General features: G+C 42.5%; 19 protein-coding genes and 1 tRNA gene. 13 read left to right on the forward strand and 7 right to left on the reverse strand.

All coding sequences use genetic code 11. The annotated features are described in order from the left end of the window. Positions 1–120 precede the first annotated feature (120 nt). From ACVR1G_RS03865 to ACVR1G_RS03880, 4 genes are read left to right on the forward strand one after another with little or no spacing between them, the layout of a single operon-like run. Entirely contained in the window at positions 121–492 is a 372-nt protein-coding gene (locus ACVR1G_RS03865) for a GFA family protein (RefSeq protein ID WP_044754191.1), read from the forward strand. Positions 493–527: 35 nt separating this feature from the next. Continuing rightward, the gene (gene glyQ, locus ACVR1G_RS03870) at positions 528–1,445 is read left to right on the forward strand and encodes a glycine--tRNA ligase subunit alpha (protein WP_447451882.1); all 918 of its coding nucleotides are present in this window, start codon (positions 528–530) and stop codon (positions 1,443–1,445) included. A 1-nt stretch (position 1,446) separates the two neighbouring features. Further along, positions 1,447–3,483 carry a glycine--tRNA ligase subunit beta gene (glyS, locus tag ACVR1G_RS03875; protein WP_447451883.1) on the forward strand — a complete coding sequence of 679 codons (2,037 nt, stop codon included), beginning with the start codon at positions 1,447–1,449 and terminating at the stop codon, positions 3,481–3,483. A 49-nt stretch (positions 3,484–3,532) separates the two neighbouring features. After that, on the forward strand, positions 3,533–3,790 hold the full coding sequence (locus ACVR1G_RS03880) for a DUF896 family protein (protein WP_447451884.1): 258 nt from the start codon (positions 3,533–3,535) through the stop codon (positions 3,788–3,790). Here the strand turns inward: ACVR1G_RS03880 and ACVR1G_RS03885 are convergent. Further along, positions 3,733–3,984, reverse strand: coding sequence for an IS3 family transposase (locus ACVR1G_RS03885; protein ID WP_447451970.1), 252 nt, complete (start codon positions 3,982–3,984; stop codon positions 3,733–3,735). The two genes, ACVR1G_RS03880 and ACVR1G_RS03885, sit on opposite strands and share 58 nt — an antisense overlap. Before the next feature lie 194 nt (positions 3,985–4,178). Between ACVR1G_RS03885 and ACVR1G_RS03890 the strand changes: the two genes are divergently transcribed. After that, entirely contained in the window at positions 4,179–5,081 is a 903-nt protein-coding gene (locus ACVR1G_RS03890; protein ID WP_447451971.1) for a hypothetical protein, read from the forward strand. A gap of 68 nt (positions 5,082–5,149) precedes the next feature. Here ACVR1G_RS03890 and ACVR1G_RS03895 read toward each other — a convergent pair whose 3' ends face one another. Genes ACVR1G_RS03895 through ACVR1G_RS03905 form a run of 3 tightly spaced genes read right to left on the reverse strand, consistent with a single transcriptional unit; the run spans position 5,150 to position 5,853 of the window. Then, positions 5,150–5,587 carry a hypothetical protein gene (locus ACVR1G_RS03895; protein ID WP_447451885.1) on the reverse strand — a complete coding sequence of 146 codons (438 nt, stop codon included), beginning with the start codon at positions 5,585–5,587 and terminating at the stop codon, positions 5,150–5,152. Beyond that, entirely contained in the window at positions 5,493–5,699 is a 207-nt protein-coding gene (locus ACVR1G_RS03900; protein WP_447451972.1) for a DUF3278 domain-containing protein, read from the reverse strand. The genes ACVR1G_RS03895 and ACVR1G_RS03900 overlap by 95 nt, the downstream gene beginning before the upstream one ends. After that, positions 5,674–5,853 carry a helix-turn-helix transcriptional regulator gene (locus ACVR1G_RS03905; RefSeq protein WP_447451886.1) on the reverse strand — a complete coding sequence of 60 codons (180 nt, stop codon included), beginning with the start codon at positions 5,851–5,853 and terminating at the stop codon, positions 5,674–5,676. The genes ACVR1G_RS03900 and ACVR1G_RS03905 overlap by 26 nt, the downstream gene beginning before the upstream one ends. Before the next feature lie 312 nt (positions 5,854–6,165). Here ACVR1G_RS03905 and ACVR1G_RS10830 point away from each other — a divergent pair, with 312 nt between their 5' ends. Together ACVR1G_RS10830 and ACVR1G_RS03910 are read left to right on the forward strand one after the other, a co-directional pair. Further along, positions 6,166–6,354, forward strand: a complete 189-nt coding sequence (locus ACVR1G_RS10830) for a transposase (protein ID WP_522732194.1) — start codon at positions 6,166–6,168, stop codon at positions 6,352–6,354. Between the two features lie 155 nt (positions 6,355–6,509). After that, complete coding sequence (locus ACVR1G_RS03910) at positions 6,510–7,052, forward strand: helix-turn-helix domain-containing protein (protein WP_447451887.1); 543 nt, start codon at positions 6,510–6,512, stop codon at positions 7,050–7,052. Positions 7,053–7,125: 73 nt separating this feature from the next. Here the strand turns inward: ACVR1G_RS03910 and ACVR1G_RS03915 are convergent, their stop codons facing one another. Next, positions 7,126–8,355 carry a CPBP family intramembrane glutamic endopeptidase gene (locus ACVR1G_RS03915; protein ID WP_447451888.1) on the reverse strand — a complete coding sequence of 410 codons (1,230 nt, stop codon included), beginning with the start codon at positions 8,353–8,355 and terminating at the stop codon, positions 7,126–7,128. A gap of 474 nt (positions 8,356–8,829) precedes the next feature. Between ACVR1G_RS03915 and ACVR1G_RS03920 the strand changes: the two genes are divergently transcribed. Further along, a tRNA-Thr gene (locus ACVR1G_RS03920) sits at positions 8,830–8,902 on the forward strand. Positions 8,903–9,007: 105 nt separating this feature from the next. On the opposite strand, the gene ACVR1G_RS03925 is transcribed toward ACVR1G_RS03920, so the two are convergent. Then, on the reverse strand, positions 9,008–9,205 hold the full coding sequence (locus ACVR1G_RS03925; protein WP_447451889.1) for a hypothetical protein: 198 nt from the start codon (positions 9,203–9,205) through the stop codon (positions 9,008–9,010). 347 nt (positions 9,206–9,552) lie between these two features. Between ACVR1G_RS03925 and uvrA the strand changes: the two genes are divergently transcribed. After that, complete coding sequence (uvrA, locus tag ACVR1G_RS03930; RefSeq protein WP_447451890.1) at positions 9,553–12,378, forward strand: excinuclease ABC subunit UvrA; 2,826 nt, start codon at positions 9,553–9,555, stop codon at positions 12,376–12,378. Positions 12,379–12,542: 164 nt separating this feature from the next. Here the strand turns inward: uvrA and ACVR1G_RS03935 are convergent, their stop codons facing one another. Next, on the reverse strand, positions 12,543–13,088 hold the full coding sequence (locus ACVR1G_RS03935) for a hypothetical protein (protein WP_447451891.1): 546 nt from the start codon (positions 13,086–13,088) through the stop codon (positions 12,543–12,545). Between the two features lie 185 nt (positions 13,089–13,273). On the opposite strand from ACVR1G_RS03935, the gene ACVR1G_RS03940 reads away from it, so the two are divergent. The 4 genes from ACVR1G_RS03940 to nusB all read left to right on the forward strand — a co-directional run bounded on the left by ACVR1G_RS03940 (position 13,274) and on the right by nusB (position 15,295). Beyond that, entirely contained in the window at positions 13,274–13,729 is a 456-nt protein-coding gene (locus tag ACVR1G_RS03940) for a deoxycytidylate deaminase (protein ID WP_447451892.1), read from the forward strand. 146 nt (positions 13,730–13,875) lie between these two features. Next, complete coding sequence (efp, locus tag ACVR1G_RS03945; protein WP_447451893.1) at positions 13,876–14,436, forward strand: elongation factor P; 561 nt, start codon at positions 13,876–13,878, stop codon at positions 14,434–14,436. 51 nt (positions 14,437–14,487) lie between these two features. Continuing rightward, positions 14,488–14,874: an Asp23/Gls24 family envelope stress response protein gene (locus ACVR1G_RS03950; protein ID WP_447451894.1), complete on the forward strand. Its 387-nt coding sequence runs from the start codon at positions 14,488–14,490 to the stop codon at positions 14,872–14,874. Next, positions 14,867–15,295 carry a transcription antitermination factor NusB gene (nusB, locus tag ACVR1G_RS03955; protein WP_447451895.1) on the forward strand — a complete coding sequence of 143 codons (429 nt, stop codon included), beginning with the start codon at positions 14,867–14,869 and terminating at the stop codon, positions 15,293–15,295. The genes ACVR1G_RS03950 and nusB overlap by 8 nt, the downstream gene beginning before the upstream one ends. Positions 15,296–15,334: the final 39 nt, after the last annotated feature.

Raw genomic sequence — 15,334 nt, forward strand, 5'->3', positions numbered from 1 at the left:
AATAAAATGAAGTAACAAATTAGGGTGGAACCGCGTTTCTGACGCCCCTAGTCGCAAGGCTTGGGTGTTGAAATTCGGTTTTTTTGAGTTTCGTCAAATACCCAAGAGGAAAGGAACATAATGATTAAAGGATCTTGTTTATGTAAAGCAGTCACCTACACTCTAGATGAAGAATTATCGGAAATAGTTTTTTGCCATTGCTCGTTCTGTCGGAAAGCAACTGCGTCGGCCTACACAGTTAATGCCAAAGTTAGCAGCAAAAATCTGGCATTGTATGGAAAAGAGAATTTGGTTACCTATAGTTCATCTCCAGGGAAACAACGTTATTATTGCCAGAACTGTCATAGTCAAATTTTCACTACTCAAGAAAATATACCAGAAGTTTGCGCTTTGAAATTAGGAACAATAGATGAATGCGATCAGAATTTACAAACTGTTCCCAAACGTCATATTTTTCAGGACCCAGCTTTTTCTTGGTTACTTGATAAATAAACCTAAGAAGATAATATAAATTAAAGGAGTAAACAATGTCTAAGAAATTAACATTTCAAGAAATTATTTTAACTTTGCAACAATTTTGGAATGATCAAGGTTGTATGCTTATGCAAGCTTATGACAATGAAAAAGGTGCGGGAACGATGAGCCCTTACACTTTCCTTCGTGCTATCGGGCCTGAGCCGTGGAATGCGGCTTATGTAGAGCCATCACGTCGTCCTGCCGACGGTCGTTACGGGGAAAACCCCAACCGCCTCTATCAGCACCACCAATTCCAAGTGGTCATGAAACCATCGCCAAGCAATATTCAAGAGCTTTACCTTGAGTCTTTGGAAAAATTGGGCATCAATCCCTTGGAACATGATATTCGTTTCGTTGAAGACAACTGGGAAAACCCTTCAACAGGTTCGGCTGGACTCGGCTGGGAAGTCTGGCTGGATGGGATGGAAATTACCCAGTTTACTTATTTCCAACAGGTCGGTGGCTTGGCAACCGGTCCTGTAACCGCAGAAGTTACCTATGGTTTGGAACGTTTGGCTTCCTATATTCAAGAGGTAGATTCTGTTTATGATATTGAGTGGGCACCGGGTGTTAAGTACGGTGAAATCTTCTTGCAGCCAGAATACGAGCATTCCAAATACAGCTTTGAAATCTCAGACCAAGATATGCTCCTTGAAAACTTTGACAAGTTTGAAAAAGAGGCTGGTCGAGCTTTGAAACAAGGTTTGGTTCACCCAGCCTACGACTATGTTCTCAAATGTTCCCATACCTTCAACTTGCTTGATGCGCGTGGTGCCGTTTCTGTAACGGAACGTGCGGGTTATATCGCCCGCATTCGTAATTTAGCTCGGATCGTTGCTAAGACCTTTGTGGCTGAACGCAAGAAATTAGGTTATCCATTGTTGGATGAAGCCACACGTGAAAAACTTTTGGCACAGGAGGAAGACTAAGATGACTAAGAATTTACTGGTAGAATTGGGCTTAGAAGAACTTCCAGCCTATGTGGTAACCCCAAGTGAAAAACAATTGGGTGAAAAAATGGCAAGCTTTTTATCAGAAAATCGTCTGTCATACGACGCTATCCAGACTTTTTCAACCCCTCGTCGTTTGGCTGTGCGTGTCATGGGACTAGCTGATGCTCAAACGGATCTTTCAGAGGATTTCAAAGGTCCTGCTAAAAAAATTGCCCTAGATAGCGATGGCAACTTCACCAAGGCTGCTCAGGGATTTGTGCGTGGTAAAGGTTTGACTACTGATGATATCCGCTTTGAGGAAGTCAAAGGTGTTGAATACGTTTATGTGACTAAAAACGAAGCGGGTAAACCTGCTGAAGACGTTTTAGCAGGCATCCCTGAGGTGCTTAACAGTCTTACCTTCCCAGTTAGTATGCACTGGGCTAAGAATACCTTTGAGTACATCCGTCCTGTTCATACCTTGACCGTGCTTCTTGACGACAAGGAGCTTGATATGGATTTTCTCGATGTCAGCTCTGGTCGTATCAGTCGTGGTCACCGTTTCTTGGGTCAAGAAACTGAGATTGCAACAGCAGACTCTTATGAGGAAAATCTCCGCAAACAGTTTGTCATTGCAGACAGCACTGAGCGTGAGCGCATGATTGTGGAACAGATCAAGGCTATTGAAGTTAAGAAAAATGTCCAAGTCGATATTGATCCAGACCTTCTCAATGAAGTCCTTAACTTGGTTGAATATCCAACTGCCTTCATGGGGAGTTTTGATGAGAAATATTTGGAGATTCCAGAAGAAGTGCTGGTAACATCTATGAAGAGCCATCAACGTTATTTCGTTGTCCGTGATCAGGAAGGCAAGCTCAGACCTAACTTCATCTCGGTGCGTAATGGTAATGACGTTGCTCTGGAAAATGTTATCAAAGGCAATGAAAAAGTATTGGTAGCCCGCCTTGAAGATGGGGAATTTTTCTGGCATGAGGACCAAAAACTCCGGATTGACGACCTTGTGGCTAAGCTGTCTCAGGTGACTTTCCACGAAAAGATCGGCTCTCTGTCTGAGCACATGGCGCGTGTTGGTGTCATTGCAGACTATCTTTCAAAACTAGCAGAGCTTTCATCAGATGAGGCGGCAGCGGTTGCTCGTGCAGCGGCTATCTATAAGTTTGACCTCTTGACCGGAATGGTCGGTGAGTTTGATGAGCTGCAAGGCATTATGGGTGAGAAGTACGCTCTTCTTGCAGGCGAAGAAGAGGCTGTTGCGACAGCTATCCGTGAGCATTATCTACCTGATTCGGCTGATGGTGAGCTTCCAGAAACAAAGGTCGGTGCTGTTTTGGCGCTGGCTGATAAGTTGGATACGCTTCTCAGCTTCTTCTCAGTCGGTCTCATCCCAAGTGGATCTAATGACCCTTACGCTCTGCGTCGTGCGACGCAAGGGATCGTCCGCATCTTAGATGCTTTTGGTTGGACCATTGCGATGGATGAGTTGGTGGATAACCTCTACGGTCTTACGTTTGAGAGCTTGACTTACAATAACAAGGCTGAGGTCCTTGATTTTATCCGTGCTCGTGTGGACAAGATGATGGACAAGACACCAAAAGATATCAAGGAAGCAGTTCTCGCTGGCTCTACCTTCGTCGTGTCAGACATGTTGGCTGCAGCGGATGCCCTTGTAGAGGCCTCGCAAAAAGACAACTACAAACCAGCAGTTGAAAGCTTGTCTCGTGTCTTTAACTTGGCTGAAAAAGCTGACAGTGCAGCCGCTGTAGATGCTGATCTCTTTGAGAACGATCAAGAAAAAGCCCTAGCTCAAGCTGTTGCTAAGCTTGAGTTGGGTAAGGAAGCAAGTGCAAATATTGAGCAACTCTTTGCGCTTAGCTCAGTCATTGATGCCTTCTTTGACAATACTATGGTTATGACAGATGACCAAGCCGTGAAAAACAATCGCTTAGCTATCCTCTCAGACTTGGCTAACAAAGCCAGCCAAGTCGCAGCTTTTAACCGGTTGATAACGAAATAGGTACTAGCAAAATTGTCCTAATGCGAGATAAAATAAGGAGGTGATGATATTGGATCCTAAGAAAATTGCTCGAATCAACGAGCTTGCCTTGAAGAAAAAAACGCAGGGCCTAACTGGCCAAGAAAAGGTGGAGCAGGCTGAATTGCGTAAAGAATACATAGAAGGTTATCGTCGCAACCTGCGTCACCATATCGAAGGGATTAAATTGGTGGATGAAGAAGGCAATGATGTCACCCCTGAAAAGCTCCGTCAAATCCAACGCCAAAAAGGCCTACATGGCCGCAGTTTGGATGATCCCAATAGCTGATTAATGCAAGATGTTCTAATACTCAAAGGGATTAGAATTTTTGTATCGATTCTAAAAAGTTGGATAAGAAATTGTTGAAGGGATTTAGTTCTGTGTTGGAAAGGACTAAGTCCTTTTAGTTTGAGTTTAATTCTTCTGTTATTATATAGGTGATAAGTTCCCTCTTTTAAATGAGTATGATGGATAGCGTTTATTCTATTTTATAGTTTTTGTGCTTTGTGAGGTTTAAGCATAATGGTTTTAAATCAGTTTTTTCTTGATAATTGTCATTAGATTTTGGGTTTGTTTAGCTTTTTTAGGCAACGGTTTTAATAATTTTTGTTAGAATGATAATGATTTTTCTTGAGCGTCTGATGTTCATTATGAGAGGGGTGTCAGAATGATCTTTATGAAGTGGCGACGGTCTGGTGTACTAGCTGTTGGTCTTATCTTGCTGCTTGTGCTAGGAGCCTTATTGTTATCTTTTTCGTCTGTGACCAAGGGCAGTGAGCAACCTATCTATGGTGTTACGATTGATGATACTTGGGAAGGTGAGGTCACTACTGATGCTATTGTTCAGGCATTGGAAGATATGCCGGTGAGGCCGACCGTGCGTATTGTGATGTCTAAGGAAAAAAGTCCACGGTCCTATGTCTCTCTTTTTAAAAAGATCGCACCGGTAGCGGATATTATGGCGCAGCCTGTGGATTCTTATGATATGAATGCTTATCCTGATCCTGCCTCCTACCGTCAGCGCTTTCGGGAGTCCTTAAAATATCTGAAAGACTATACAAAGATTTGGGAAGTTGGTAATGAGATTAATGGAATTGATTGGATCAAGCAAGATCCAGAGTTGATTGTTGATAAAGTCCAAGCCGCTTATGATCTTGTTGAAGCGTCTGATCAAGAGACTGCAGTGACCTTTTATTATGAGAATCCTAAGGATCATGATATGTTGACCTGGATAGATCGCTATATTCCGCGACAGATGACACAAGGGTTAGACTTTAGTTTTATCTCTTATTATGAGGATGATAATGGGGGGTACCAGCCAGATTGGCAGACTGTTTTTAAAAAATTTCAAGGGCAGTTTGCCAAATCCAAGGTCGGCATGGGAGAGTGTGGCAATACTGCTCCATCAGCGACTAGAGCTAGTAAAATAGCTATGATGCGTCACTATTATCAGCAGCCAGTTTATACAAAGCATTATGTCGGGGGTTATTTTTGGTGGAATTGGGTTCAAGACTGTGTTTCTTATCAGCATAATCAAGTCCACGAGGAGTTCAATCATATATTAAAGCAAGAGAAATGATGTCAGGAAGAATCTAGCGTTTGTGCTAGTATGATCAAAAAGCAACTCAACTTTGAGTTGCTCTTTGGCTATCTTTCATTATTTTTTTGAAATTGTTCCTCTAACAAAGAATGACATAAGGAGTCCATAGAAGATTGCTTGGAGAATTTTTTCATTGAGAAGATATGGTTAAAACCGTCTATCATTGCACTGATAATCCAGAAAATGATAGTAAAATAGATAAATCGCTTGATTGGATTATTCAAGAGGGTTTGTTGGCGTTTTTCTGCGCTGTTTAGTTCTTCATACTCAACTTCATTGATATCTTTACCGTTGTACCTCCAGTGGCTAAGGAAATAGACTAAAAAGAGTAGAAAAGTCAGTGTAGCAGGGTAGGCGATAGCTACAGCTAGTGGATAGTTATCTGTGAAACTAATGACGAATAGGTCTCCTATAAAGATAAAAATAGCTAACCAGATGAAAACGATATTCCCGATAGCACATGGCTTTTTGCAGTTTAAATTCATCCAAGGGACCTTGGATACCGTAGAAGCGTTTGATCAGTTTGGTGGTGAAAGTTTCTTTTTCATAGGCTGTTATCTCCTTGTTCTTGCTAAAAGAGTTGATTGAGGTTGGTATTCGAAGACCAAGTTAGGCGCAGGCAGAGATCCAGCGATGGATTGTATTTATGATTTTCAATCATATTGATGGTCTGCCTAGAGACGCCGATCTCCTTGGCTAGTGTTAGCTGGGAGAGACCTGCCTTCTGGCGAAAGTATCTGACGTGATTCATAGGACTCCTTAGTGTCGGATATATACAACGCTACTATGTGTAGCATAGTGTTATGGGATAGTCAACTATAATTGACATATTGTTTGTGAGGGCCTACAAAATAGAAGGGCTTGGAACAAGACCTGTTTCACGGCAGACCAAAGTAACGGTTTTAATGCCGTTGCTTTTTGCTTTGGTGAGATCATCCTGTTAACATATAGTTGTCCCCAAAATATTAGAAAGGCTATCTCACATTTCAGTGTACCACAAAAACCACTTTGTTATTGGAAATAGGCTCTTCTTTATTACCACAGATCCACCTAGTCTTTACGATTGAAGAGGTGGTTCATACGCTATAATGATAGTAGCTTTAACAACTTTTATCGCAAAAATGGTCGCCCGTTCTACCATTCTAAAATGATTTTGTTTTCTCTATTATTGGTCTATTTGAAAGGTGTTTTCTCAGGTCGAAAAATGATGGTTGAGAACTATTTTGTTCCAGCCTTTTACAAAAGCCTTTGATACTAGGATGTAACAAGTTTATTGCGAAGGAAGGTTATACTCTTTCAGTAAGAACATGTTAGAATGAATCTGTCTACAATGGATACGATGGAGCAGAAGCATCAGCTTTATGTTATCAATAGACGTCATAAAAATTAATATGAAGAGAGGATATAATGGAAGAGATAGGAAATCAGTTGAAAAAAGCCCGTCTGGCAGCAAATTTAACCCAAGAAGAGGTTGCGCAGAAATTATTTGTGACCCGGCAAACGGTTTCTCGATGGGAGCAGGATAGGAACCTGCCTAATGTCTATGCGCTGAAAGACTTGAGTCTGCTCTATCAAGTAGACGTCCAGTATTTTTTTGGAGAAGGGGCGGATGAGTCGCCTGAAGAAAAGAAGATTCACGCTTGGGCGCTTGTAGGAATTGTACTTTTTAACCTCTTTTTCTTTCTGTTTGCTTATTTTACTATGCTGATGGTTCTGTTCTGCCTTTGGGCTGCGACGATTGTCCTTATTCTGATGCCAATCATCTACCAACTTCCAGGGGTCGTTACTATTTATGTGGGCAATCACCACTGGACACCAAGTTTGGGGCTGGCTTTGATTTTGTGCGGAGTCGGTCTTGCGATCTCCCCCTTAATCATCTTGCTGACCAAGCAGGTTTGGCGTTTTACCAAGCATTATATTCGCTATAATATCAAATCTATTTATTACTAAACGAACAGATTAGCCTTTGATTTCTTTAAATCAGCTAAATCTGTTCGTTTTTCTATCTTCAGCAAGTTTCTCTTTAAGAGGAGCTTCTGTTCTGCCTAGCTAACTGCTCTTCTCGTTGATCCAGCAAGCCCTTAACATTAGTCTCAATGACTGCCATGCGCTTGCCCGTCAGCATGTAGGTGGAGAACAGAGCAATGAGGAGAAAAAGGTAGGCTGTATACATGAAGGCAGCTGTATCAACTTTCTCGCTCATTAAAGTTGATGAGGAGACTGAAAAACTGGCAATATCCCAAACGGCGTGATAAAGAATAGTAAGGGAGAGTCTGCCTGTGTACAAATAAATCAGGGCAAAAGGGATACCAATAGCAGTAGCCGCCAGAACCTGTAGGCTGGTATTAGCCAAACCCTGCCCTCTAAGAAGGTTAGTAATATGGATGGCTCCGAAAATCAGGGAAGACAGAAATATGGCTTGGAGTATCCTTATTCGGACTGGTTTAGAGACTGAGAAAGAGGCCAGCATGCTGAGCAGTATCAGGTATCTAACCATTGTTTCCTCCAGAAGGCCGGCTTGGAAGCCTGTGAAAAAGAATTCCCAAGTCAGATTAAGGGGGCGGCTCTCAAAGGCGATTAGCATATTTACCCAGCTGTCGCCAGTATTGAAACTATTAAAGAGCAAGAGATAAAGGCAAAAGACAGCCATCATGGCGAGGGTTGTTAACTGCTGCTTTCCTCTGCTTTTCCAATCGGGCAAGGGCAGGGTCCAAGCTTTCATCATTAGGATAAAAAGGCAAAGCATGACAAGACTGCCACAAACACCGGAGGTCAGAAAATGATAAATGAAGCCGTTGGCCGGAAGATTGATAGCCAGATTGCGTGAAGCAGCGACATAGAGATTTCCCCAGTAAAGGATGAGGATAATTTTGGAGCCAAGTGACTGAAGTCGGGGTAAGGCCAGCTCATAGACTGTTGGAATTAGGGCGAGGCTGTGGTAAATAAGGGCAAGAGGTAGCAACAGCGCATTAAAATCCGGAAAGGTAGCCAACGTAGAGACAAGGGTAAATTGAATAATCAAGGGCTGAGCTAACAACTGCAGCCAGCTGATGATTTTATTGATGAGACCGCTAGCCTGTTTGAAAGTCTGAAAGATCCCTAACAGGTTGATGGCAATCAGGATGATGCTAAGAAGAAAATTGCTTGTATTGCCCTGACTGATTCGCCAAGTCAGCAGGATCGGCATTAAGACGAACTGGGTGATTAACTGACCGCGGTAAATGGTCTTTAAATTTAAGTTTCTTAGAAACATAAAATCTCCTTTCAAGTTATTAGGATTAAGATAAGCATCAGCAGTAATGTTATCAGATTTTACTTTATAGTTTCTTTGAAGTAACGACAAGCAAGGTTCTTGTTACAGGCGTGATAGTTATGGGTTTTGAGAACTATGCGTTTATTAAAAAGATTGTTAATCTCGACGGGCAACTAAGCTGTCAAGATAAGTTGACAAGCTTGTCAAGCTATTTTGGTAGCCCCAAGATACAGGGTCTTATAATCTTTAAATATCCAAACGATAGGGTGTTGCAAACTGAACCTAGGGAAGTAGATATGTGTCGGAGGTAAGAGAAGTCGGTCTCTGACAAATTTACTAGATTATACTTTATGATTTTGAGTATAAGGGATAAAATGAATGATTGAGAGAATGATGAAAAAGCTATGAGCATTTGTGACGGTTTTCATATCTAACTTGACAAATATAAGGGAAAGCGTAAAATACTGGTTGTAAGCCGAATTAGCTCAGTTGGTAGAGCAACGCACTCGTAACGCGTAGGTCACAGGTTCGAGCCCTGCATTCGGCATGATGTCAGTTTGAAAGCGTTGGTCATCAGCGCTTTTTTGGTAGTCAAATAGCTAGCGAAAGGCCAGAATCTGCTATAATAGAAGTGTTGTAGACCTTCTAAGGTTTAGACGGATGAACACAGGGTCATCACAATGTAGAGATTAGCCAGAAGTGTAAGAGCTTTAGCACTTGAATTGAGTAAGTTAGCAGTAAAACTACTGCGATAATAATCATTAGTTGTTACTGGTTTGTACAGCTCTCCAGTTACGATGTTTCGAAAGCCAGTCGATAATACTGGCGAATCGAAACTAGTAAGTGGCATAGCAAGTCTCCATAGAGACTTGTGTAGGAAATCAAGTACTTTAGTACTTAGATTGAGTTTGCCAGTTAGAAAGGAAATAAACCCACCTGCGGGATTGGCGACATCCTAAACTTTCAGTCGATAATACTGAGGTTTAGGATTAGTCAGTGACACAGAGAATTTCAATAGAAATTCTCGTAGGAGAACAAGAGCTTTAGCTCTTAGTTCGAGTGTGTCAGTGGTATCTTAGAAAGGAAATGAACCCGCCTACGACTCTGTGGAATTAGATAAAATCTCCTAGGTGTCTTTTCACCTGCGTCGATTTTCCTAAATTCCTTTGAGTCGTTTAACGGCTTGGTATCTTAGTTATGCAAGATAAGTTAGTGATTCATGGGGCACGTGCCCATAATTTGAAAGATATAGATGTAGAAATTCCACGAGATAAGCTGGTGGTAGTGACTGGTTTGTCTGGATCTGGTAAATCCAGTCTGGCTTTTGATACTATCTACGCAGAAGGGCAGCGGCGCTATGTGGAGAGTTTGTCAGCCTATGCTCGTCAGTTTTTGGGAAATATGGAAAAGCCTGATGTAGATAGCATAGACGGTCTCAGCCCAGCTATTTCTATCGACCAGAAGACGACCAGCAAGAACCCGCGTTCAACCGTTGGTACAGCGACTGAAATCAATGACTACCTGCGTTTACTCTATGCGCGTGTAGGAGTTCCTTACTGTCCAAACGGTCATGGGGAAATCTCCGCCAGCTCGGTTGAACAGATTGTTGACCAAGTTTTGGAATTGCCAGAGCGCACCCGTATGCAAATCCTAGCACCGGTTATCCGTCGTAAGAAAGGACAGCACAAGACCCTTTTTGAAAAAATCCAAAAAGAAGGTTATGTGCGGGTGCGTGTGGATGGTGAGGTCTATGATGTGACTGAGGTGCCTGAGCTGTCCAAGTCCAAGATGCATAATATCGAGGTAGTTATTGATCGTCTGGTCAATAAGGAGGGCATTCGCAGCCGTCTCTTTGATTCTGTCGAAGCTGCCCTTCGGATTGCGGATGGCTATGTCATTATCGACACTATGGATGGCAATGATCTTCTTTTTTCGGAGCATTATTCCTGTCCAGTCTGCGGATTTACCGTTCCTGAGTTAGAACCGCGTCTTTTTTCTTTCAATGCTCCTTTTGGGTCCTGCCCAACCTGTGATGGCTTGGGGATGAAGTTGGTGGTCGATATGGATCTCCTCATTCCGGATCCTAGCTTGACTTTGCGTGAGGGAGCTCTTGCGCCTTGGAATCCTATTTCTTCCAATTATTACCCAGCCATGCTGGAGCAGGCCATGGAAGCATTTGGGGTTGATATGGATACACCCTTTGAAGACCTGCCCGAAGAGCAGCAGAATCTGGTTCTCTATGGTTCCGATGACAAAGAATTCCATTTCCACTATGTCAATGACTTTGGTGGTGTACGCGATATTGATATCCCCTTTGAAGGAGTGGTTAATAATGTCAACCGCCGCTACCATGAAACTAACAGTGATTTTACCCGTAATGTTATGCGGGGCTATATGAATGAGCTGACTTGCGCGACTTGTCACGGCTACCGTCTCAATGATGCTGCGCTATCGGTTAAGGTGGGTGGTGAGACCGGCCTTCATATCGGTCAGGTTTCTGATCTGTCTATTCAGGATCAATTGGCTCACCTAGAGCACTTAGTTTTATCAGATAATCAAGAAACCATCGCAGCACCTATTTTGAAAGAAATTAGAGATCGTTTGACTTTTCTAAATAATGTTGGCCTTAACTATCTAACTCTTTCCCGTGCCGCTGGGACCTTGTCCGGAGGTGAAAGTCAGCGGATTCGTTTGGCTACTCAGATTGGTTCTAATCTCAGTGGCGTCCTCTATGTCTTGGACGAGCCCTCTATTGGTCTTCACCAGCGGGATAACGATCGTCTGATTGCCAGCCTGAAAAAAATGCGTGATCTAGGCAATACCTTGATTGTGGTTGAGCATGACGAAGATACTATGCGACAGGCCGATTGGCTGGTGGATGTCGGTCCGGGAGCAGGTCATTTTGGTGGTCAAATTGTAGCTTCAGGTACTCCAGAACAGGTTTCTAAAAATAAGAAATCTATCACTGGACAGTACCTATCTGGTAAGAAGGCCATTCCTGTCCCATCTGAGCGCCGTTCAGGCAATGGCCGTTTTGTTGAAATTAAGGGAGCTAGCGAAAACAATCTCCAAAATATCGATGTCAAGTTCCCACTTGGAAAATTTATTGCAGTGACAGGTGTCTCGGGGTCTGGAAAATCTACTCTGGTTAATAGTATTTTGAAAAAAGCCATGGCGCAAAAGCTCAATCGCAACTCGGAAAAACCAGGTAAACACAAGGCTATTGAAGGTATTAACCATATTGAACGCTTGATTGATATTGATCAAAGTCCGATCGGACGAACTCCCCGTTCCAATCCAGCTACTTACACAGGTGTTTTTGATGATATCCGTGATCTCTTTGCCAAAACCAATGAAGCTAAGATTCGTGGTTACAAGAAAGGACGCTTTAGTTTCAATGTTAAGGGTGGTCGTTGTGAGGCCTGCTCTGGCGATGGCATTATTAAGATTGAAATGCACTTTTTGCCAGATGTCTATGTTCCTTGTGAAGTTTGTCATGGTACCCGCTATAACAGCGAAACGCTTGAGGTCCACTATAAGGAGAAAAATATTGCTGAAATCCTTGATATGACCATTAATGATGCAGTGGATTTCTTTGCGCCTATTCCAAAGATTGCCCGCAAACTCCAAACGATTAAGGATGTGGGGCTGGGCTATGTTACGCTAGGTCAGCCGGCTACGACTCTATCAGGTGGTGAGGCTCAGCGTATGAAGCTGGCCAGTGAACTCCACAAGCGTTCAACTGGGAAATCTTTCTACATCTTGGATGAGCCGACAACAGGACTCCATACCGATGACATTGCCCGCTTGCTTAAGGTGCTGGAACGGTTTGTTGATGAAGGAAATACGGTTCTCGTTATTGAACACAATCTAGATGTCATCAAAACTGCTGATTATCTTATCGATCTTGGTCCAGAAGGTGGTATCGGCGGCGGTACTATCGTTGCAACCGGAACACCAGAAGAAGTTGCTCAAAATGAGCAATCTTTTACCGGTCGATACTTAAAAGAAAAATTGAAATGAAGTAAAAAGCGTCAGTGTTGTAGTGCTTGTAGAGCATAGCCAACGCTGACGCTTTTATTTATATTTTTACTCGGTATAAAAAAGGGAATTCTTCACCGCTTAGCAAGAGTAAAAGGATTGGAGAAAATAGATCTCCGCCTGTCGATCTCTGTCTCAGTTTTCCTCTAATAACTTATTGACATACCGATTAAAACCAAAATGAGAATAAGAAAGAGGAAGATAATAGGAAGAGCTAATCCAATGCTGTTAAGGATAATTTCTGTCTTATACTTATGGGGCTTATTATTTTGAACGAGAGAAAGGATTAGGCCAATAATGCCCAAAATGAAGCCGATAAAGGCAAAGTATAAACTTAAATCTAAAATGATAGATAAGATTCCTAGAACTAGGGGAGCCTGAGATTTAGCCGGCTGTGGCATTTGGAAGGACTGAGGATAAGGTGGCTGTGTGGGTTGTTGAGGCTGTTGATAGAAGTATTCTTGCTGCTGTTGTAGGTAGGTTCCATTTGATTGTTGCTGGGTATTTGGATTTTGTTCTTGGTAATATTGCCCCTGCTGCTGCCACTGGGGATATGGGGCTTGCTCTTGATGCTGTCCCTGAGGGTAGGTTTCTTGTGCTTGGGGTTGTTGGTTTGGGATCTGCTCTGATGGCTGACTTTGCCCGTTTGGTTCTTGTGGTATTTGAGATTGAGGGAATTCTGGTTGGGTCATTTTGGTTCTCCTTGACTAATATTTCTGCTCTCATTTTATAGACTCTGTAAAGTTTTGTCAAATGACGACTCTGCACTCCATTGTAGACGCGGGAGGCGTGGAGATGGTATACTAAGTATTATTGCTGAGCTTTATTGGGCTTTGAAAGCGTAGCGCTAAGAGATGTGTAATGAGGAGGACGAAGGATGTCGGAAAGATTATCGTGGCAGGACTATTTTATGGCTAATGCGGAACTGATTTCTAAGCGATCGACCTGCGATCGTGCTTATGTTGGTGCTGTTTTGGTCAAGGATAAACGAATTATTGCCACCGGCTATAACGGCGGTGTATCTGAGACAGATAACTGTGACGAAGTTGGACACTACATGGAGGATGGTCACTGCATTCGAACTGTTCATGCAGAGATGAACGCCCTCATTCAATGTGCTAAAGAAGGGATTTCGACTAAGGATACGGAAATTTATGTGACGCATTTTCCCTGCATTAACTGCACTAAGGCCCTGTTACAGGCGGGTGTTAAAAAAATTACCTACAAGGCTAATTACCGCCCAAGTGCTTTGGCAGTCGAATTGATGAAGCAAAAGCAGGTTGAATATGTTCAGCATGATGTTCCAGAGGTGTCCCTAGGGATGAATCAGTGAGCACCGATTAACCCCCTATTTCCTATCAAAACAGCGCTTTTATGCCCTGTGTAAGGCTGTTAGAGTATTCTTAAAAAATTTGAGTATCCCTTGTAATTATGATAGAATGAAGTGATAATTAAATTTAATAAAGGGGTAGTTAAAACATGATTGAAGCAAGTAAGCTCAGAGCTGGTATGACGTTTGAAACGGCTGATGGAAAGCTGATCAAGGTGCTTGAAGCCAGCCACCACAAACCTGGTAAGGGTAATACAGTTATGCGCATGAAGCTACGTGATGTACGTACTGGTTCAACTTTTGATACGACTTACCGTCCAGAAGAAAAATTCGAACAGGCTATTATTGAAACGGTGCCTGCACAGTATCTTTATAAGATGGACGACACTGCCTATTTCATGAATAATGAAACTTATGACCAGTATGAAATTCCTGTTGCTAATGTTGAAAATGAATTGCTCTACGTTTTGGAAAATGGTGAGGTTAAAATTCAATTTTATGGAACAGAAGTTATCGGAGTGCAAGTACCTACAACGGTTGAGCTGACAGTGACAGATACTCAGCCATCGATTAAAGGGGCAACGGTTACTGGTTCAGGTAAGCCGGCTACTTTAGAAACTGGTCTTGTAGTCAATGTACCGGATTTCATTGAAGTGGGTCAAAAGTTAGTGATTAATACGCAAGAGGGAACTTATGTTTCCCGTGCTTAATGATGAGGCAAGCGTATCAGATTTATAGAAAAAACTAGAAAGGACAGACCTATGGCAGAAACAATCGGAGACATTGTCATTGCTCCGCGTGTGCTTGAAGTCATCACGGGGATTGCAGCGACAAAGGTTGAGGGGGTCTATTCTCTTAATAATAAGGCTGTGACAGATAGCATCAGTAAGACAACACTAAGTCGGGGGGTCTACCTAACGACCAAGGAAGGCGATAAGGTAACCGCTGATATTTATCTACAACTCCAGTATGGAGTGAATGTACCGGCTGTCTCAATTGAGGTTCAGCGTGCCGTTAAATCAGCTGTTTATGATATGGCTGAAGTAGAGATTTCAGACGTCAATGTCCATGTAGTCGGTATTGTCCCCGAAAAGACACCTAAACCGGATATGGCTGCCTTGTTTGATGAGGATTTCTTAGATGACTGATTCAAGACGTAACTTACGTGAGCGTGCTTTTCAGGCTATTTTTAGTTTAGAATTCGGTCAAAGTGACTTTCTCCAAGCAGCTGAGTTTGCTTATAGCTATGATAAGGATTTAGAGAACAGACAGGAAACAGAGGTTCCTGCCTTTCTTCTGAACCTTGTTAAGGGTACTGTTGATGAGCGTCCAGAGATAGACGATCTTATCGTTGAAAATCTAAAAAAAGGCTGGTCTCTGGAGCGTCTAACCTTGACAGACCGCAGCCTTCTGCGCTTGGGTTTGTTTGAAATCAAATATTATGATGAAACACCTGAGCGTGTAGCTTTAAATGAGATTATCGAGTTGGCTAAGTTATATTCAGACCAAACCTCAGCCAAGTTTGTCAATGGTATCTTGACAAAGTTTGTGGAAGAAGAAGCTTCGTAACGACCTTAACAAATAAATAAAACTCGGGAAAACAAAATC

Source organism: Streptococcus dentasini, assembly GCF_053206945.1.